The sequence below is a fragment of the Microcoleus sp. PH2017_35_SFW_U_B genome, from assembly GCF_020737865.1.
Taxonomy (GTDB): Bacteria; Cyanobacteriota; Cyanobacteriia; order Cyanobacteriales; family Microcoleaceae; genus Microcoleus.
On sequence record NZ_JAEQDE010000052.1, the window covers coordinates 92,279 to 108,675 of the forward strand.

At 47.3% G+C, this 16,397-nt stretch carries 13 protein-coding genes and 1 pseudogene; 7 read left to right on the forward strand and 7 right to left on the reverse strand.

Annotated elements, in window-relative coordinates; translation table 11 throughout:
- The first annotated feature begins 17 nt into the window (after window positions 1–17).
- The 6 genes and pseudogenes from JGK36_RS15535 to JGK36_RS15560 all read left to right on the forward strand — a co-directional run bounded on the left by JGK36_RS15535 (window position 18) and on the right by JGK36_RS15560 (window position 6,132).
- Entirely contained in the window at window positions 18–962 is a 945-nt protein-coding gene (locus JGK36_RS15535; protein ID WP_293184734.1) for a response regulator, read from the forward strand.
- Between the two features lie 151 nt (window positions 963–1,113).
- The gene (ubiE, locus tag JGK36_RS15540) at window positions 1,114–1,815 is read left to right on the forward strand and encodes a bifunctional demethylmenaquinone methyltransferase/2-methoxy-6-polyprenyl-1,4-benzoquinol methylase UbiE (RefSeq protein ID WP_293184736.1); all 702 of its coding nucleotides are present in this window, start codon (window positions 1,114–1,116) and stop codon (window positions 1,813–1,815) included.
- Window positions 1,816–1,977: 162 nt separating this feature from the next.
- Window positions 1,978–3,210, forward strand: coding sequence for a DUF445 family protein (locus JGK36_RS15545; protein ID WP_293184738.1), 1,233 nt, complete (start codon window positions 1,978–1,980; stop codon window positions 3,208–3,210).
- Window positions 3,211–3,374: 164 nt separating this feature from the next.
- Entirely contained in the window at window positions 3,375–3,683 is a 309-nt protein-coding gene (locus JGK36_RS15550; protein WP_293184740.1) for a DUF3493 domain-containing protein, read from the forward strand.
- 335 nt (window positions 3,684–4,018) lie between these two features.
- Window positions 4,019–4,594, forward strand: coding sequence for an alpha/beta hydrolase (locus tag JGK36_RS15555; protein WP_293184742.1), 576 nt, complete (start codon window positions 4,019–4,021; stop codon window positions 4,592–4,594).
- 743 nt (window positions 4,595–5,337) lie between these two features.
- Window positions 5,338–6,132: pseudogene (locus JGK36_RS15560) on the forward strand (DegT/DnrJ/EryC1/StrS family aminotransferase).
- Between the two features lie 218 nt (window positions 6,133–6,350).
- Here JGK36_RS15560 and JGK36_RS15565 read toward each other — a convergent pair.
- From JGK36_RS15565 to rimP, 6 genes are all read right to left on the reverse strand, one after another.
- Window positions 6,351–6,575: a hypothetical protein gene (locus JGK36_RS15565; protein WP_293184744.1), complete on the reverse strand. Its 225-nt coding sequence runs from the start codon at window positions 6,573–6,575 to the stop codon at window positions 6,351–6,353.
- A 241-nt stretch (window positions 6,576–6,816) separates the two neighbouring features.
- Window positions 6,817–7,554 (reverse strand): low-complexity tail membrane protein, encoded by a 738-nt coding sequence (locus tag JGK36_RS15570; protein WP_293193669.1) that lies wholly within the window; start codon window positions 7,552–7,554, stop codon window positions 6,817–6,819.
- A gap of 553 nt (window positions 7,555–8,107) precedes the next feature.
- Window positions 8,108–11,263 carry a translation initiation factor IF-2 gene (gene infB, locus JGK36_RS15575; RefSeq protein ID WP_293184749.1) on the reverse strand — a complete coding sequence of 1,052 codons (3,156 nt, stop codon included), beginning with the start codon at window positions 11,261–11,263 and terminating at the stop codon, window positions 8,108–8,110.
- Window positions 11,264–11,646: 383 nt separating this feature from the next.
- Complete coding sequence (locus JGK36_RS15580; RefSeq protein ID WP_293148638.1) at window positions 11,647–11,961, reverse strand: YlxR family protein; 315 nt, start codon at window positions 11,959–11,961, stop codon at window positions 11,647–11,649.
- A 103-nt stretch (window positions 11,962–12,064) separates the two neighbouring features.
- Window positions 12,065–13,354, reverse strand: coding sequence for a transcription termination factor NusA (gene nusA, locus JGK36_RS15585; RefSeq protein WP_293184751.1), 1,290 nt, complete (start codon window positions 13,352–13,354; stop codon window positions 12,065–12,067).
- A 312-nt stretch (window positions 13,355–13,666) separates the two neighbouring features.
- Window positions 13,667–14,131 carry a ribosome maturation factor RimP gene (rimP, locus tag JGK36_RS15590; RefSeq protein WP_293196906.1) on the reverse strand — a complete coding sequence of 155 codons (465 nt, stop codon included), beginning with the start codon at window positions 14,129–14,131 and terminating at the stop codon, window positions 13,667–13,669.
- A gap of 326 nt (window positions 14,132–14,457) precedes the next feature.
- On the opposite strand from rimP, the gene JGK36_RS15595 reads away from it, so the two are divergent.
- Window positions 14,458–14,583, forward strand: a complete 126-nt coding sequence (locus JGK36_RS15595; RefSeq protein ID WP_293184756.1) for a hypothetical protein — start codon at window positions 14,458–14,460, stop codon at window positions 14,581–14,583.
- 89 nt (window positions 14,584–14,672) lie between these two features.
- Here JGK36_RS15595 and rppB read toward each other — a convergent pair whose 3' ends face one another.
- Entirely contained in the window at window positions 14,673–16,004 is a 1,332-nt protein-coding gene (gene rppB, locus JGK36_RS15600; RefSeq protein ID WP_293196907.1) for a two-component system sensor histidine kinase RppB, read from the reverse strand.
- Between the last annotated feature and the right edge of the window lie 393 nt (window positions 16,005–16,397).

Below are 16,397 nucleotides of genomic sequence, written 5' to 3' on the forward strand. Positions count from 1 at the left end.
GAGTTTATCGTATTGTTATGGATAATGCCATTCCAGAGCTCGATCAAATTAAACGCCAGCTCATGACACTACACCGACCAAAAAAACCCAAAATGCTGGTAGTAGACGATGAACCAGACAATCTGGATTTACTCTACCGCACTTTTCGACGAGATTTTAACGTGCTCAAAGCTGAGAGCGGGATTCGCGCCTTGGAAGTCCTCGCCATTGAGGGCGAGGTCGCCGTCATCATTTCCGACCAGCGGATGCCAGAAATGAAGGGAACGGAATTTCTCAGCAAAACCGTGCCGCAGTTTCCGAATACGGTCAGAATTATCTTGACTGGTTTTACGGATATTGAAGACTTGGTGGATGCGATTAACTCCGGACAGGTTTACAAGTATATCACCAAGCCTTGGGACCCGAACGAATTGAAAATGGTGGTGCAAAAGGCGGCCGAGACTTATGAAGTTCTCAAGCAGCGGACTGAGGAATTGCATCGCGCCCAAAATCAAATACAACTGTTAGCAACCATCATGCAAACCGCTGTGGATTATCCGAGTCTGGAAGCAACTTTAGACCCAATTGCTATTGCTGTGAGCGATAATTTTTTGGCTGATATTTGCATTTTGCAACTGGTCGAAGGCACTGCTTTAATGCCGGCTCAAGGCACTCACACCAGCGGTAAAACTGTGGAAAATTGGCTGGCAGATGACCCTCTGGTTCTAGAAGCGATTTCCTCTCAAGCTATTCAGGGTGCTGTGAATATTGCCAGCGACGCAGCCCTAGCGAGTCTGCCACACTACCAAAAATCGGGCATTCAAGCTCACTTGGCTGTTCCGGTGATTCACAAAGGTCGATCGATCGCCCTGATATCCCTTCAGTGGAAGCAACCTTGTTCCCTGCGCCCCGACGAACTCACAACAGTTCACCTCGCCGCTCAACAAGTTGCTTTGGTATTGACGAGTTTTCAGGGTGATTAATTAGTTGACAGTTGACAGTTGACAGTTGACAGTTGTTAGGAAAGCAGTGGTCAGTTGTTAGTAGTCAACAGTCAACAGTCATTCGTAACAAACAAATAACTAATAACTAATAACTAATCACAAATAACCAATAACTAATAACTAATCACAAATGACTAATAACGCAGAAGAAATTAAAACTATATTTAATCGAATTGCACCAGTTTACAACCAATTGAACGACTGGTTAAGCTTGGGGCAGCACCGGATTTGGAAGCAAATGACGGTGCAATGGAGCTGTGCGGGCCCCGGAAATACTTGTTTAGACTTGTGCTGCGGCAGCGGCGATATAGCTTTGCTGCTGGCAAAACAAGCAGGGCCTACCGGTTCGGTATTTGGAGTAGATTTTTCTGCTGAACAATTGGCCGTTGCAGGTAAGCGCGATCGACCTTTTCTCACTCCTGCAAGTCCCATTACCTGGGTAGAAGCTGACGCCCTAGACTTGCCTTTTGCCGACAATTACTTCGACTGCGCCACCATGGGTTACGGCTTGCGTAACGTGACGGATATCCCCCGCAGTCTTCAGGAATTGCACCGCGTCCTCAAACCGGGCGCAAAGGCTGCTATTCTCGACCTCCACCGCCCCAGCAATTCCCTGATGCGGAGCTTTCAGCAGTTTTATCTAGATACTCTCGTGGTTCCCATTGCTCAGCAATTTGGCATGACTCAAGAATATGCCTACATTAATCCTAGTTTAGAAAAATTCCCGATCGGCGAGCAGCAAGTCGCGATCGCCCGCCAAGCCGGATTTGCCACCGCCACCCACTATCCCATTGCCGGAGCTATGATGGGAGTATTGGTGTTAGTCAGTTGACAGTTGACAGTTGACAGTTGACAGTTGCTATTAGTTATTTGTTACTTGTTACTTGTTACTTGTTGTTCCATTTTCCAATAACCGATAACCAATAACTAATAACTAATAACTAATAACTAATAACCAATGCCCCATGCCCAATTCCCAATTTCCCAATAATTGATGAATCCCTCTGAACTTTGGCTGTTGTTAGCCCCGCCTGTAGTGGGAGGAATTATTGGCTATTTCACTAACGATATAGCTATCAAAATGCTGTTCCGCCCCTATCGAGCTATTTACATCAAAGGGCGGCAGTTGCCTTTCACTCCCGGCTTGATTCCCCGCAACCAAGAGCGCTTGGCTAAGCGAATTTCCGACACAATCATGGGTTCGCTGCTGACGCCGCAGGAACTGCAAAACTTGGCGCGCCGCCTCCTTCAAACTGAGCGGATGCAGTCAGTAATTCTCTGGCTGTTGCAGTTGGCCCTGGATCAAGTAAAGGCAGACACAGAGCAAAAAACTGCTAAAATTCTTGCTAACATTCTGCGAGACTTGCTCGGGGAATCTGTGCCGCGAATTCTCAAAGTTTTGGCGCGCCGGGAAGATTTTTTAGAAGCTCAGCTAAATCAAATTTTTGACCAAGTTTTGCTGGAAATTCAGCTAACTGACTCTCAAGCTGGTCAGTTGTCTGATTGGCTGTTGCAGGTAGTAATACCGCCAGAAGTGCTGCGGCAGGCTTTGATTGACTTTTTGACCGATCGCAATATTTCGATCATCGACGAAGGATTTCGAGAAAAAACCAGCGGCACTTATTGGGTAGTAGCCAATTTGTTTGGTTTGCGTAACACTTTAACTCGGCTGCGGACTTTTTGTCTGGATGACAGACAAGTCACAAATCAGCGGCTAGCAGAGTTAACGGTTTCCTTGGGAATTCGCGGGCGACTTCAGGAATGGCTGCAAAATTTGTCGATGCAAAACTTACCGGTTTCGACGGTGAGACAATTGCGAAAAACTATGCGCGACAGTGTTCGCAGCTACGTTCAGGAGCGGGGTACAGAGGTACTTGACGGGTTGAGCAAATCTATTGACTGGGAAAATATTTCGCGGTTGATTCTCAATCGATTGCAAACTTCAGCGGTGATGAGCGCTTCCCTAGAAATTGTGAGCAAAGAACTGGCTTTGGTGTTAGATCGCTATCTAGAGCGGGATTTAGAAAATATTGTAGCTCAGGCTATCCCGATTTTGAATATCGACCAGGTAATTATCGATCGAGTAAAAGGCACTTCTCCCGAAGAGTTGGAGCTAGCAATTCAGGGAATTGTCAAAAGCGAGTTGCAGGGAATTGTCAATTTAGGAGGGATTTTGGGCGTTTTTGTCGGCTGTTTGCAGACAGTTGTGATGTTGATTCAGCGATGATTTATTCCGGAACTTGTGAGATATTTGTTGTACCCTACCTAATATTCATTGGACTGACACACCAGTCACAAAAATTTGGTTTTTGGGCAGTATTTTGCAGCATATAATTATACCTGCAACCGAGTTTTTTGTCAAGTATCCTAATTCACCTATTCTCTAAATTTATGGCAGCCCCAAATTCTGACGATCGCCCTTACATCCCAAAAAACCCGCGCAACCTCAGCCGCCAACAATACGAGCGTTTAACCGCAGAAATGGCCACTCCCTACCGGCCTCTGCGACAGTTTGTGTACGTAGCTTGTGGCGCTTCGGGCTTTATCGGCGGTGTAGTTTTCCTCGCGAAAATTGCCTCGGGCCGGGAAATTGGCTCTGCTTTACCCAATTTTGCCCTCCAAGTCGGAGTCGTGGCTCTGATGGTGTTCCTGTTTCGCCTGGAGCAACGCGCCGCAGCACGATCGCCCAAGTCGAAGTAACAAAGGTTTACAAATCTACACAAAAAGATATCTGAGGCAAGGAAAAGTTATAATTATAAAGAAAGTATTACGAAACCCTGGTTTGCGATCGATCCCTGTCATTATAGGTAGGTGGGTTCAATTGGGGTCAGCAAATTTAAAGATCCTAATCATAAACCGCTTCTAACTCGTTCAATTGGGGTCAGCTTTCATAAAGACCCTAAATATATTAAATAAATTTAAGCCCAGCGCCAGCCTTCACTGATAGAAGAGTTGGCGTTGGGTATTTTGCTAGGAGCGGGTGATTGCCAAATGTGTCAAAGTCTAATTAGACAAAAAAGTTGGAATATTTTACTATGAGCAAGTCATTTTGCAAAGGGCGGTGGACGTTATTTTTAGCCGCAGGTGTGGGAATCGTACTTTACAGCAGTGTGGCGGCGGCGGCCGAAAAGGTAGTGCTAAAATACAGTGCGATCCGAATGACTTTACCAGTCAGCGAATTAGAAATTTTTGCAGAAACTGGGAAAATGTCACCCGGGTTAGAAATGCTGCTGGGAAAGGCAAAAAAAGACCCGGAAGTGGTTCGCCGCAGTCTGATGAGACCGGTGAAAGTTAGTCAAAGCTTGTTGGATCGGACGCTCAACAGTAAAGTTGGGGAAATAATTCTCGATGAAGTGGGTCAGGTAATTCGCACTCCTTCTGGGAAAGCAAATCGAGAAGCTTTGCGCGAGGCCTTGGTGCTGTCGGCAACTAATGATAACGAGATTACGCTGCTGGAAGCGATGAAGAATTATCCTGCTCCAGAGGTTAATGTTGAGGGCGATCGCTTAGTTGAAGCTTACGGCAAACTTGTAGCTTTGTCTGAACAATTTGGTGGCGCTTCAGAACGGCTGCAAGACATTTTAAACAAGATTCGCCTGCCTAGATTGTAGGGGATTTTGTGAGCAGCGGTTGATTTGTGCGATCGCACAATTTTTCTAAAGCTACATAAATTACAGCGCAGTCACACTAGATTTGTGCAAAACTTGCCTGATTTTTAACCCGACTGTAAAACAATGTAACTGCTGGCAAACTCCCAACATGACGAGAATCAGTCATTCCCAATTCTCAAATCTCAAATTTAAAACTGTAGAACTTGACTCTCAAAGAAGTCTCGGAATCGATGTTCGATAGTTTACTAAAAAAATGAATATACTCTCCGTATAACTGTTTATTCGTTAAGGAATATTTCGCAAAAAAATGCAGGCAAGACCTTTTACCAGAAAGAATTGGTTGAAAGCCCCAAGCCTTTGAGGGAGAAATGAAAATCAGACTATTCATTACTCCAATCCTCGGACTTAAGGGTAGAGGTCGCTCTCAAACTGTCAACTGTCAACTGTCAACTGTCAAGGACATAGCAGATTATGTGGCTTAGGATAGAGCAATCATATCAAAGTTAGGGACTTGCAGAAAAACAGCCTGTCATTTAATCTCGTGCTATGACAGGTGTTATTAGGCAACGAATTCCCTAAAATTCTTGACTAAACAAGTTAAAGATACACAGGGTTAAGAAACAGGATTAATTGACAGCATCTCAAATCAAATAAAATCACAATTTTTAGGGTCATCGAAAATTTCAGGGTAGTAGAGTTTCACTCCATCAGCTCTATTTACTTAATTGAATAAAACTACCAACATGAATAACAATCCTATTCGTTCAAAAGACCGTTTCTTGGTTTTTGGCGCTCCGGCGATCGAAGATGCGGAAATTCAAGAAGTGGTCTCAACCATGAAAACAGGTTGGTTGGGTACAGGCCCGAAAGTCATGACTTTTCAAAATGGCTTCAAAGCTTACAAGGATTCCGAACACGCGATCGCAGTCAACTCTTGTACGGTGGCACTGCACTTGAGCATCCTCGCTGCTTCGGTAAAACCCGGGGATTAAGTCATTACTACTCCGATGACTTTTTGCGCTACAGTTAATGCGATCGTCCACCCCGGAGCAACACCGATACTGGCAGATGTAGATCCGGTGACAATGAATATTAACCCGGCTGAAGTCGAAGCTAAAATAACTTCGAGAATTAAAGCAATTTTACCGGTTCACTTCGCCGGTTGTCCCTGCGATATGGATGCGCTGTGTGAGATTGCTAGCCGTCACAATTTGAAGTTGATTGAAGACTGCGCTCACGCGATCGAAACAGAGTACAAGGGAAAGAAAGCAGGCACATTTGGTGACTTTGGATGCTTCAGCTTTTATGTCACCAAAAACATCACCACGGGTGAAGGAGGCATGATTCTCGCCCGCCGTCAAGAAGACGCTAACAGGCTGAAAATTTTAGCGCTGCACGGTATGAGCAAAGATGCTTGGAATCGCTTCGGCGACTCGGGTTACAAGCACTATCAAGTGGTGGAAATCGGTTTTAAATACAATATGATGGATCTGCAAGCTGCGATCGGCATTCATCAACTCAAACAAGTCGCCCCCTAATTGCAGCGCCGGAAGCAAATTTGGCAGCGTTACAACGAAGCATTTGCCGATTTCCCTTTACTCTGGTTCGCTTGAGATAAATCTTATGTAGGAGAAATACTCTCCCCTGCAATTTGAACTCCGAAGTTGAGAGTTAACTCCCATAGCATATTGGAGGGGATAGGGCGGAATTTGACGTTGAATTTCACAAACTATGACAATCTCTGGTTTTGCTACGCTCAGTAAGCCAAAGTTTCTAAAGTTTCCCGCAGATAGGATCGAACCTGCTGATCGATGGTGAAATTTTGCTGTTGACTCTCAAAATTGAGTTCTAGCTGCCAGCGTTGAAACCCTGAACTTGCCCCGATCGCGGATTTGAGGCTGCCCCAGATTTCAGAATCTTCGCACAGCTCGATCGGCTCTGCGGCTTGAGGTTCTTGTGCGATCGGTAGATAATTCGCCATATTGTTATACCTCTGTTTGAATTCCCTGTAAGGATTGAAAGCTTACCTTGACTCTCTCTATTATAGATTCTTTTCTCCAAATAGCCAATATAAAATAGCCACAACCTGCGATTAAATATTAAATATTAAGAGTATTAATAATCTTTATCTGAGCCGGAGCATTACCTATTTTTTTTACTGCATACATCTGTCGCAAATAAAGTAGCTTAAACTACAATTATGTCGATATTAATTTTTTATTTCACTTTTCGATCGACTGTTGGGTTAGGGATGTAGGGCCGTTGGTGTCCGCAGGTTCTGAGTTGACTGTACTGCTGGATGACGCATTCTTGATGCCTTCTGCTGGTGGCATTGACTCTGCGGGTGCAGCCGGAGTGACAGTTGTCTCGCCCGCAAAAGCTGGCAAAAGTCGATCGACTTGCCAAGGTGCGATCGTAAAATCCTGCCTAATGTTTTCTAATACATGAGGCTTTGTCGCTGCAAATTCTGATTCCGGCGTCAGCAAAACAGCCATCACACTAGCAGACACCTGCAAAAACAAATTGCTAGCTAAAAAAGCAGCAACTGCCAACAACAACCCAGCCCACCGCCAGGAAGGAGGAAAGGGAGCCACCCCAGCAGCAAGGGGAGCAAATCGATATAGCTGCCACAAAATTACTGCCAGCAAAACAGCGATAAAAAGAGCAATTCCTTGATTTAATTTAGTTTTAAACCGAGTCAGCATCTGCTGCTGCACAGAAGTTAAATTCTGCGGTTTCACGGCCACGACTAAAATACTAAAAATGTAAAAAGGGCGGAACCACTGCATCCACAGCACAGGAACAATACCTGCTACAGCCACTAAAAACACTTCTAACCAGACAGAGAGCGTGGGAGAACCCACTGCGAGTCCCAGCAAGCACAGTCCCAGGAAAAGCGGCAATGCAGCCACCCCAGAAAGGTGAATCCACAAGAAAGGATCTGACCAAAAAGAACGCACTTTAATTAATTATTAGTTATGAATGATAGCCTTTCTAAAATAGATGAGGTATGTCTGGTAATTGGTAATTAGTAATTGGTAATTGGTAATTGGCACGGCACCAGCTTTTGAACCGCAAGCTTTTCGGTGATTACCGATTACTGATTACCGAAAACCCCAAGCGTACCTCATTTTTCGATCGAACTGCTATATGAGTTTTGACTTTTGAATTTTGAGATTCTTGGACGCACTCTTGACTCTAAAACCCGGTGCGAGGAGTAAATATTTAGCGATCAAACCGAGGACTTACGAGCAGAAATCGGGTTTCTTTCGGTAATTCTTATTTGAGCGAGCAAATTTTGAATTTTCAGCAAGGGTAAAGACGATTAGGAATTTCATTCTGCCAACTGCCAACGGCCAACTGCCAACTGCCAACTGCCAACTGTCAACTGTCAACTGTCAACTGTCCGATGAGTTTGGGAGTATTGAGTGAAGAGAATAGTTGGGAGCGATCGGCAATGCAAGTTGCCTTCACTCAAAAATTCTCTTCCAACTCAACACTCACAACTCAAAACTATTGAGATAGCGTGCGGCGCTTAGTAACCATCCGGTAGGCTTCAATAATATCGCCTTCCGCCCAGTCGCTAAACCCGCTCAAGGAAATACCGCATTCATAGCCAGTATTGACTTCCTTGGCATCTTCCTTCATCCGTTTGAGGGAGTCAAGGACACCTTCGTAAACGACATTGTTGCCCCGGCGCACCCGCACCTTACAGTTGCGGATGACCTTGCCTTCGAGTACGTAGCATCCAGCCACAGCCCCGCGACCGATCGCGAAGACAGCGCGCACTTCCACCTTACCCAGAGGTTCTTCCACCAGTTCGGGTTCCAGCAGTCCTTCCATCGCCCCTTGAATATCATCCAAGAGTTTGTAGATGATGCTGTATTCCCGCACGTCTACGCCCGCTTGGTCGGCTGCTTGGCGAGCGCCGGTGGCGAGAGTAGTATTGAACCCGATAATCACAGCATTACTAGCGGAGGCCAGGTCAATATCCGTTTCTGTGATTTCCCCAGGAGCAGATAGCAGCAATCGGAGTTGAACTTCTTTTTGAGGAAGTTGGGTCAGAGAACCGACAATGGCTTCCAGGGAGCCTTGGACATCTGCCTTCAAGATCAAGTTGAGTTCCTTAAGAACGCCTTCCTTAGCTTGTTGAGAGAAGCCACTGAGGCTGATCCGACCACCTTGAAGTAGACGCGAATCTCTTTGGGATGTAGCTCTTCCGCTGGCGATCGCCGCTGCTTCTTTTTCGTTAGCGAAGACATCAAACTCATCTCCAGCTTGCGGTACTTCCCGCAGCCCCAGCACTTCCACAGCGAAGGATGGACTTGCTTGGTCTACGCGATCGCCGCGATCGTCGATCATCGCCCGCACCTTGCCCAGAGCAGAGCCTGCGACCACAATATCGCCCACTCGCAGCGTGCCATTTTGCACCAGCAGAGTTGCCACTGGCCCCCTTGCCTTGTCGAGGTGAGCTTCAATTACAGTACCCTTAGCCGCTCGGTTCGGGTTAGCGTTGAGGTCTTCCATTTCCGCGACTGTCAGAATCATTTCCAACAGCGTATCGAGGTTTTCCCCTCGGATAGCGCTGACTGGAACCATCGTCACATCGCCGCCCCAGTCATCTGCGACCAAGCCGTACTCAGTAAGCTCTTGCTTCACCCGTTCCGGCTGAGCGCCCTCCTTGTCAACTTTATTGATAGCCACGACAATTGGCACTTTCGCCGCTTTCGCGTGGCTGATAGCTTCAATTGTCTGGGGTCGCACGCCGTCGTCCGCCGCCACCACCAAGATGGCAATGTCTGTCACCCGCGTACCGCGAGCCCGCATAGCTGTAAAGGCTTCGTGACCGGGCGTATCCAAAAATACCACCTGCTGGCTCTTGCCTTCGTGTACCACATCCACGTGGTAAGCACCGATGTGCTGGGTAATACCCCCAGCTTCTCCCTGAGCGACCTTGGTTTTGCGGATCGAGTCTAGCAAAGTAGTTTTGCCGTGATCCACGTGGCCCATAATCGTTACCACTGGCGGACGGCGCTGGAGGTATTCCAAATCTGCCTCATCGATCATCTCGATGATTTTGGTAGCTGGCTCTTCTATTTCTGGGGTTTCTACCTCTACGCCCATTTCTTCGGCTACCATTCTCACCGCTGGAATGTCCAGGGTTTCGGTAATGTTGACCGCAATACCTTTAGAGAACAGCCTCTTAATAATTTCGGTTTCGGGAACAGCCAAGGTAACTGCTAGTTCTTGAACGGTCATCGGTCTGCTCAGCAGCAGCTTTTCTGGACGTTCTACCTTAGCTTCGGCTGTTTTGCCCCGGTTGCCGCGTCCCCCGGAAGAACCAGAAGAGCTTTTATCGTGAGAAGGGCCCGGTCTCTTATTTTTGCCGCTGCTACCGGGTGCGCCCGGAGTTGGTGTTGACTTGGGTGCTGCTTGTGTCTTCGCCTTAGCTGGGCGGGCTAGAGACAGGCTGACGGTGACTGGTGCTGGCATATCCAAGCCATTTTCTAAGTCATCGTCATCCTCGTCTATGGGTTTGAGGCGACGATTTTTGGCCTTGGCTGCTTTGGCAGCTTTGGCAGCATCTGAGTTTTCGTCATCATCTTCTTCCCAAATGACCTGTGTCTTTTTGGCTGGCTTTGGCAGAGTCGGCTTGGGAAGGAGAAGAGTATCCAGCAACAACGACGTATCGTCTCCGTCATCGTCTGCGTCTTCTCCGGTGGCAGAAATGTCACCGCCCCGGCTACGCAACCCAGCGGCTGACGTTGCGGGGGCAAGGCTCCGGCGCGGGCCGCCCTGCTGCGGTCGATCGGCAAGTGCTGTTTTCACTGGCCCACCAGCACCTGGGCGAGGTCTTTGAGCGTCGCTACCGGATGGTGCAGGTCTGCTGGGGCGGCTCGGTTTCGCCGGCGCTTCCAGAGTTTCTCCCTGTTCTGATTGGTCTTGATCGGTTCTGGCCAGTTTCAGTACCGGCTTGTTTCCCAGAGTTTGTGGGTTGCGGCCAGCCTGCTCGGACGCCGCTCTGACTGGTGGCGACGTGAGTTTTGCCCCTGCTGGCGGCGCTGGAGGGGCGACCGGCGGGCGGGGGGTGCGTTCTGGAGCCTTTTCTGACGGCGGTTGAGGTGTCGCAGGTGCTTGAGCCTGGGAGCTTGTTTCCGGGGCGATCGCACCTACAGTTTCCGAGCTTGTTTCTGAAGCTGCCGCCGCTCCAGCGACATTTGGCTTCGAGAGTACAGGTCGATTGATATTTGGTTTAGCTGGAGGCTGGAGTTGTTGAGAGGCTGGCGATTTGGGAGGAGTGGCCACGGTGGCCCCTGGCTGGTTTTTTTGCTCCTCGTTGCCTGCGGGCTGGGACGAAGCACCAGCCGGCCGTACTTTTGGACTGCGTATTTCTAAAATTTGCTGCTTTTTTTGTTGGTCGTTAGGATGAGGGCCAGATTCTCTAGATGGCGCTGCTGCTCTTTCGGGGGGAGCTGGCTTGCCGGGGGTAGAGTGGCTGGCTACGTATTTTTCCGCCGTTTTGCGAATGCGCTCTGCTTCAGATTCTGTAATTGTGCTGCTGTGGCTCTTTACTGAAATATTGAGCCGCTCGCAAACTGCCAAGATGTCTTTATTATCCAAATTTAGTTCCCGTGATAATTCGTAAATTCTTACTTTGCCGTTGTTCATCCACTCTGCCCTCTTTTGTGCCAACCAGTTTTTACATTTTGATTTTTTGTTCTAATGACGACATCATTCGCTGTGATTGATTCAGTGTCAAGAATCGGGGTTTTGGTACTCGCTCAGCAATTTTATCTAAAAGATGCAATTCGCTGAAGTCTGCGGTTGGAGAATTCTCAAGTTTTTTTTGGGAAAGCGAGAACTGTCAAGTCTGAATTTTGGCAACTGCCACAAATCAATCTTTAAAGTTTGTCTTTCCACCTTGAGGATACCTCTGCTAGTACCCTACCCTTATCTAATCTGACACAAATCTTTCCAGACTGGTGGGCAGATCGGATCGGGGTTTTAGAGCTGGCGCTACCGGTAATTACTGGTAGGGCTGCCAAGAGGGTTTATACAGTCGAGGCCGAACTATTGTCGGTTTGGTGCCCGATCGATTCCGAGTCAGATGTACAGTCAGATGTGGCTAAACGCTGCCAAAGTGTTTGGTACAGTTCGTCAGACACAGGCGCTTTGAGCGATCGCCCAAGTCGATTTTTTTTCTGAGCTGCTTTGAGGCATTGGCTCGCCGGACAAAGGTAAGCGGAACGACCGAGGCCGCGATCTAATTGTACCTGATGAGAAGGATAGAGCCTGACTACTCGCCAAAAAGCTTCCTTAGGAGCTATTTTTCGACAACTTGTGCAACACCGGTAGTTCGGTTTCATTTCTAGTGATTCGGGGAGAGTTGAGAGAGTGGGAGAGGGGGGAATAGGGGAATTGTCCTCCTTGTCTCCCGTGCCAGAAACATAAAAGTGAATGTCACAGTGTTTAGACTGTGGCTGCGGTTTCGTCCGTGGCTGGCTCCTCTTGCTCAAATTCTGCCGTTTCCTCGTCGCCGTCGTAGCCGGATCCTTCCTCTTCGTCGTAGTCGTCGCCTGCTAGTTCTTCGAGCCTGCTTGCTTCTGCTGCCAGTTTGCTGTCTTCGGCGTCGCGATCGTACTTAGCAATATCTTTGATATCGATTTTCCAACCGGTCAGGCGGGCTGCGAGGCGGACGTTCTGACCTTCTTTACCAATGGCAAGACTCAGTTGGTCTTCCGCGACCAAAATGTGAGCGCGCCTCCCTTCTGGGGCAACCAAACGCACTTCATCTACTCTAGCTGGACTCAGAGCGTTAGCAATATAGGTTGCAGGATCTGGAGACCAGCGGATCACGTCTATTTTTTCGCCGCGCAATTCGTTGACTACTACCTGAATTCGCGATCCCCGCGCCCCGATGCAGGCTCCTACGGGGTCTACATCGCGATCGAGAGTATCTACTGCTATTTTAGTCCGAGGGCCGACGTGCCGGGAGGGCGGATTTGCCTCCCTAGCTACGGCGACAATCCTCACCACCCCATCTTCTATTTCTGGTACTTCGTTAGCAAACAGGTAAACCACCAAACCGGCGTCTGCTCTAGAAACAAGTAACTGCGGCCCTCTAGTAGAACCTTCGCCTACTTTTTTGAGATAAACCTTGAATGTAGCGTTCGCACGGTAATTGTCGTTAGGCAACTGTTCGCGTTTGGGGAGTTCGGCATCTACTTCCGGCTGACCGAAGCTGCTGGTAACTGCCAAAATTACCGACTGCCTCTCAAACCTGAGCACTCTTGCTTGAAGAACAGTTTCTTCTAAATCTTTAAACTCTTCTTGAATCATTTTGCGCTGTTGGTCGCGCAGTTTTTGAGCCAGGACTTGTTTGGTCTGGATGGCTGCCATGCGACCAAATTCTTTTTGATCGGGTGTTACATCTACGAGTACGATGCTCCCAGGCTGAGCTTCTGTGGCTACTTCTTGTACTTCAGAAAGTGCTATTTCGTGATCGGGATTGACGACTTCTTCGACAATAGTTTTGTTAGCTAAAACGCGAAAACCTTCTTGTTCTGCGTCTAATTCTACATCAAAATTGTCGAAGTATTCTTCGCTGAAGTGGTCGAGTTTTTGGGTGCGGCGGTAGCGTTCGTATCCTTTAAGCAGGGCTTCTCGCAATGCTGCTTGGACGGCGTGTTTGGGTAAATTTCGCTCTTTGCTAATACCTTCGATCATTTCTTTGAGTCCGCGCAGGGGAACCATTGACATATAAAACACTCCTTTTTTTGATGTGACAATACGTAACTTGCGATCGGAAATAGATGATTGGTAATTGACAGTCGGTAATTGTTGAAAAAAGTGATAACTGATGATTGATGAGTTACAAAGATAGCATTAGGGTATCTGGGTGCTGCAACAATTTATTGGTTGTTCTACTTCAACCCTGTGGCTAAAGATGTGATTCTTAAAAATTAACTCGCAGCGAAGCATTTTTAGCTTCCTGCGAGGCAATCTCAAAACTCAAATCGGGCAGACACGGGGGTACGGCCCCTACAACTCAAAATTCAAAATTCCCCTTTTTTACTCCTTACCTTCGTCTAGTTCAACTTTGACAATCTGAGGGCGGGGAATTTTAACCTGTCGCCCTTTTAGATTGAGATAAACCGTTGTTTCATCCCTGCCCACAAGTAGTCCTTTCCACTCTTTGATTCGCGAGTCGGGTTCGGTGGCTGTGAGTGTGACGGGGAAACCTTTAAAAGTAATGAATTCTCGATCGCTGCTGAGCAATCGGGATATTCCGGGACTGGAAATCTCTAGCACGTAGGCGTCGGGGATGATGTCGGATGCCTCTAACTCGACTTCCAGGGCTGTACTCATCCGCTCGCAGTCGGCTAAACCGGTGTCTTGCTGGAGGTTACGGATGTCTACCCGCAAGACGGGAGGATTTTGGTTGGTGTGAAACACTGCTCCCACTACTTCCAATCCCAGTGTTTCTGCAACGGGGGTAGCTAAGTCAATGATTTGTGGGATTAGGGGATGAGTCATATCGAATACTTAAACTAAAACTCCTGAACTCGGACACGGGTTCAACTTGAGGACTTAGGCAAGATATGGGGTAAGGGGGAACCACCGGAAGATTGCTCCTACTGGATCAGTCCTAAACTCGCAAGTCTGATGCCCTGAGTTCTTTTCCTGCGACTAATGCAACAAAAAAAGTGGGCTTGACCCACTTCTAGGTAAAACAATTTTTTCCAAGAAGTTTGAGAACAGATACATTTACGGGACACAATACGGGAATTTCCCGGATTGTGTAGCGATAGGAACACCGTCATTACTGACTGTGAAGGCGGTATCCCGCAAACCTCGCTCTCATGAAGCCCAAAGCACCATTTATCTCTCGTGGTAAACTTTTCATCGAAGTTTGCCTCAATTCTCAGTTTAGCTCGATCGCCCCCCCGTTGACACTCGATGAGGCTAAAGTGGCTAAGATTCTGTAGAGACTTCGTTTCTATACTCCAACGATCGGTTTAACCACTCGATCCCGAACTTCTCATAGTTAGTAAGTTTTCCCGCATCTAAATTGTTCTCAATTAAGCGGCAGACGGATTGTAAATGTACTGCCTTTGCCCAACTCGCTCTCAACTTGAATGCTGCCTTGATGAGCCACTACGATCGCACTCGCAATCGATAGCCCTAATCCTGCCCCTCCTGTGGCTCTAGATCGATCGCTCTGGACTCGATAGAAACGATCGAAAATTCGCGTTTGTTCGGCTGGAGCGATACCAACACCCGTATCTTGAACTTGAATTAGGGCTTCCTTGTCAGTGCGATCGAGGATGGCAAAGATTAGTCCTCCTGGGGGAGTGTAGTGAATGGCGTTGGTAATTAAGTTCGTTACCATACGGTAAAGTTGGACTTCATCCCCAAGAATCATAGTGGCTTGTGAGGCACGAATTTCTAACTTCAAATGTACATCAGCTATCATTGCCAAACCTGCAAGTTCCTCTACTAAATCGCCGATCAGATCGTTGAGAGAGCAAGGCTGCAATTGAGTCGAAATCTGTTGTTGTTCAATGCGACAAATGAACAGTAAATCTTTGACTAACCTGGAGAGACGGATGTTTTGTCGTTCGATAATATCCAGGTTTTGATTAACCTCTGGTAAGTCTTCAGCAAGACGAGTATCCTCAACTGTACTCTGGATCACAGCGAGAGGCGTTCGCAATTCATGAGCAGCATCGGAGGTGAATTGTTGCATCTGGCGATAGGACTGATAAATTGGTTGCATCGCTACTCCCGCTAACCACCAACTCGCTCCTCCCACTAACAGCATCGCAAAAGGTAAGCCTAAAAACAGGAACAGTCGCAAAGTGTTAAGATAAGCATCCCATTCTTTGAGCGATCGCCCAATTTGCAGATAACCCCAAGGCAAGCCGCCGTTTGTTCTCAGTAATAGAGAAATTTGATAAAAGCGATCGCCCTTAGAACAATTCAGAACCTGCCAAAACTCCTTTGGCGCAAAACGTTTTAATACATTTGGCTGCTCTCCACTCGTCGCCAAAACACGTCCAGATTCGTTTAAAAAGCGGAGATAATAGCCCTCCTGCTGAAACACTCTAGCAGTATGTCGCGCGCCGTCATTGCTTGAAAAATAACAGTTTTCATTCGATAAACACAAACCGGGCAAAATAGTTTTCAAGCTGGATGAAATCTGTCCCGGTTGTTGTAATTCAGGTTCGATACTGTCATGCAGCGTTCCGGCTAAGTCCTGTAGTTTTTGCTGGAGGATATATCGCTGGGTGTGAAACAAAACCTGATATGCTGCAACACCGCAGATACCTAACAACAGACCTATCACGATCGCATACCAACCTGCGAGTTGCCAGCGCGTGCGGTTAAATAGCTTGTTCGAGTGCATATTATAGCAGTTGACAGTTGACAGTTGACAGTTGACAGTTGACAGTTGACAGTTGACAGTTGACAGTTGACAGTTGATGGGAATCAAACCTTGTTAGAGTTGATGCCTCCATCATTCACAACTCAATATCTGGCTTTTTTCAATTCAGAAAAACTGAAAAATATCTTGGCTGAGATGGTATTTTCAGTGCAAAACCTCTGAGCGAAAGGTTGTTAGCAATCACCATTGTTATGGTGTTCTACTGATGTTTTTATGCTGATTGTTATATAATTCGGGTTTCCGAATAGCTGTTAAGTAGGGCTTGCTGAATAATTGATTGCCAACCAAGAGCAGGAGCGATCAATATATTCAAGCTTGGTTAAAGATAAGTTTTTTCTGTATCGAGTCGCCCCA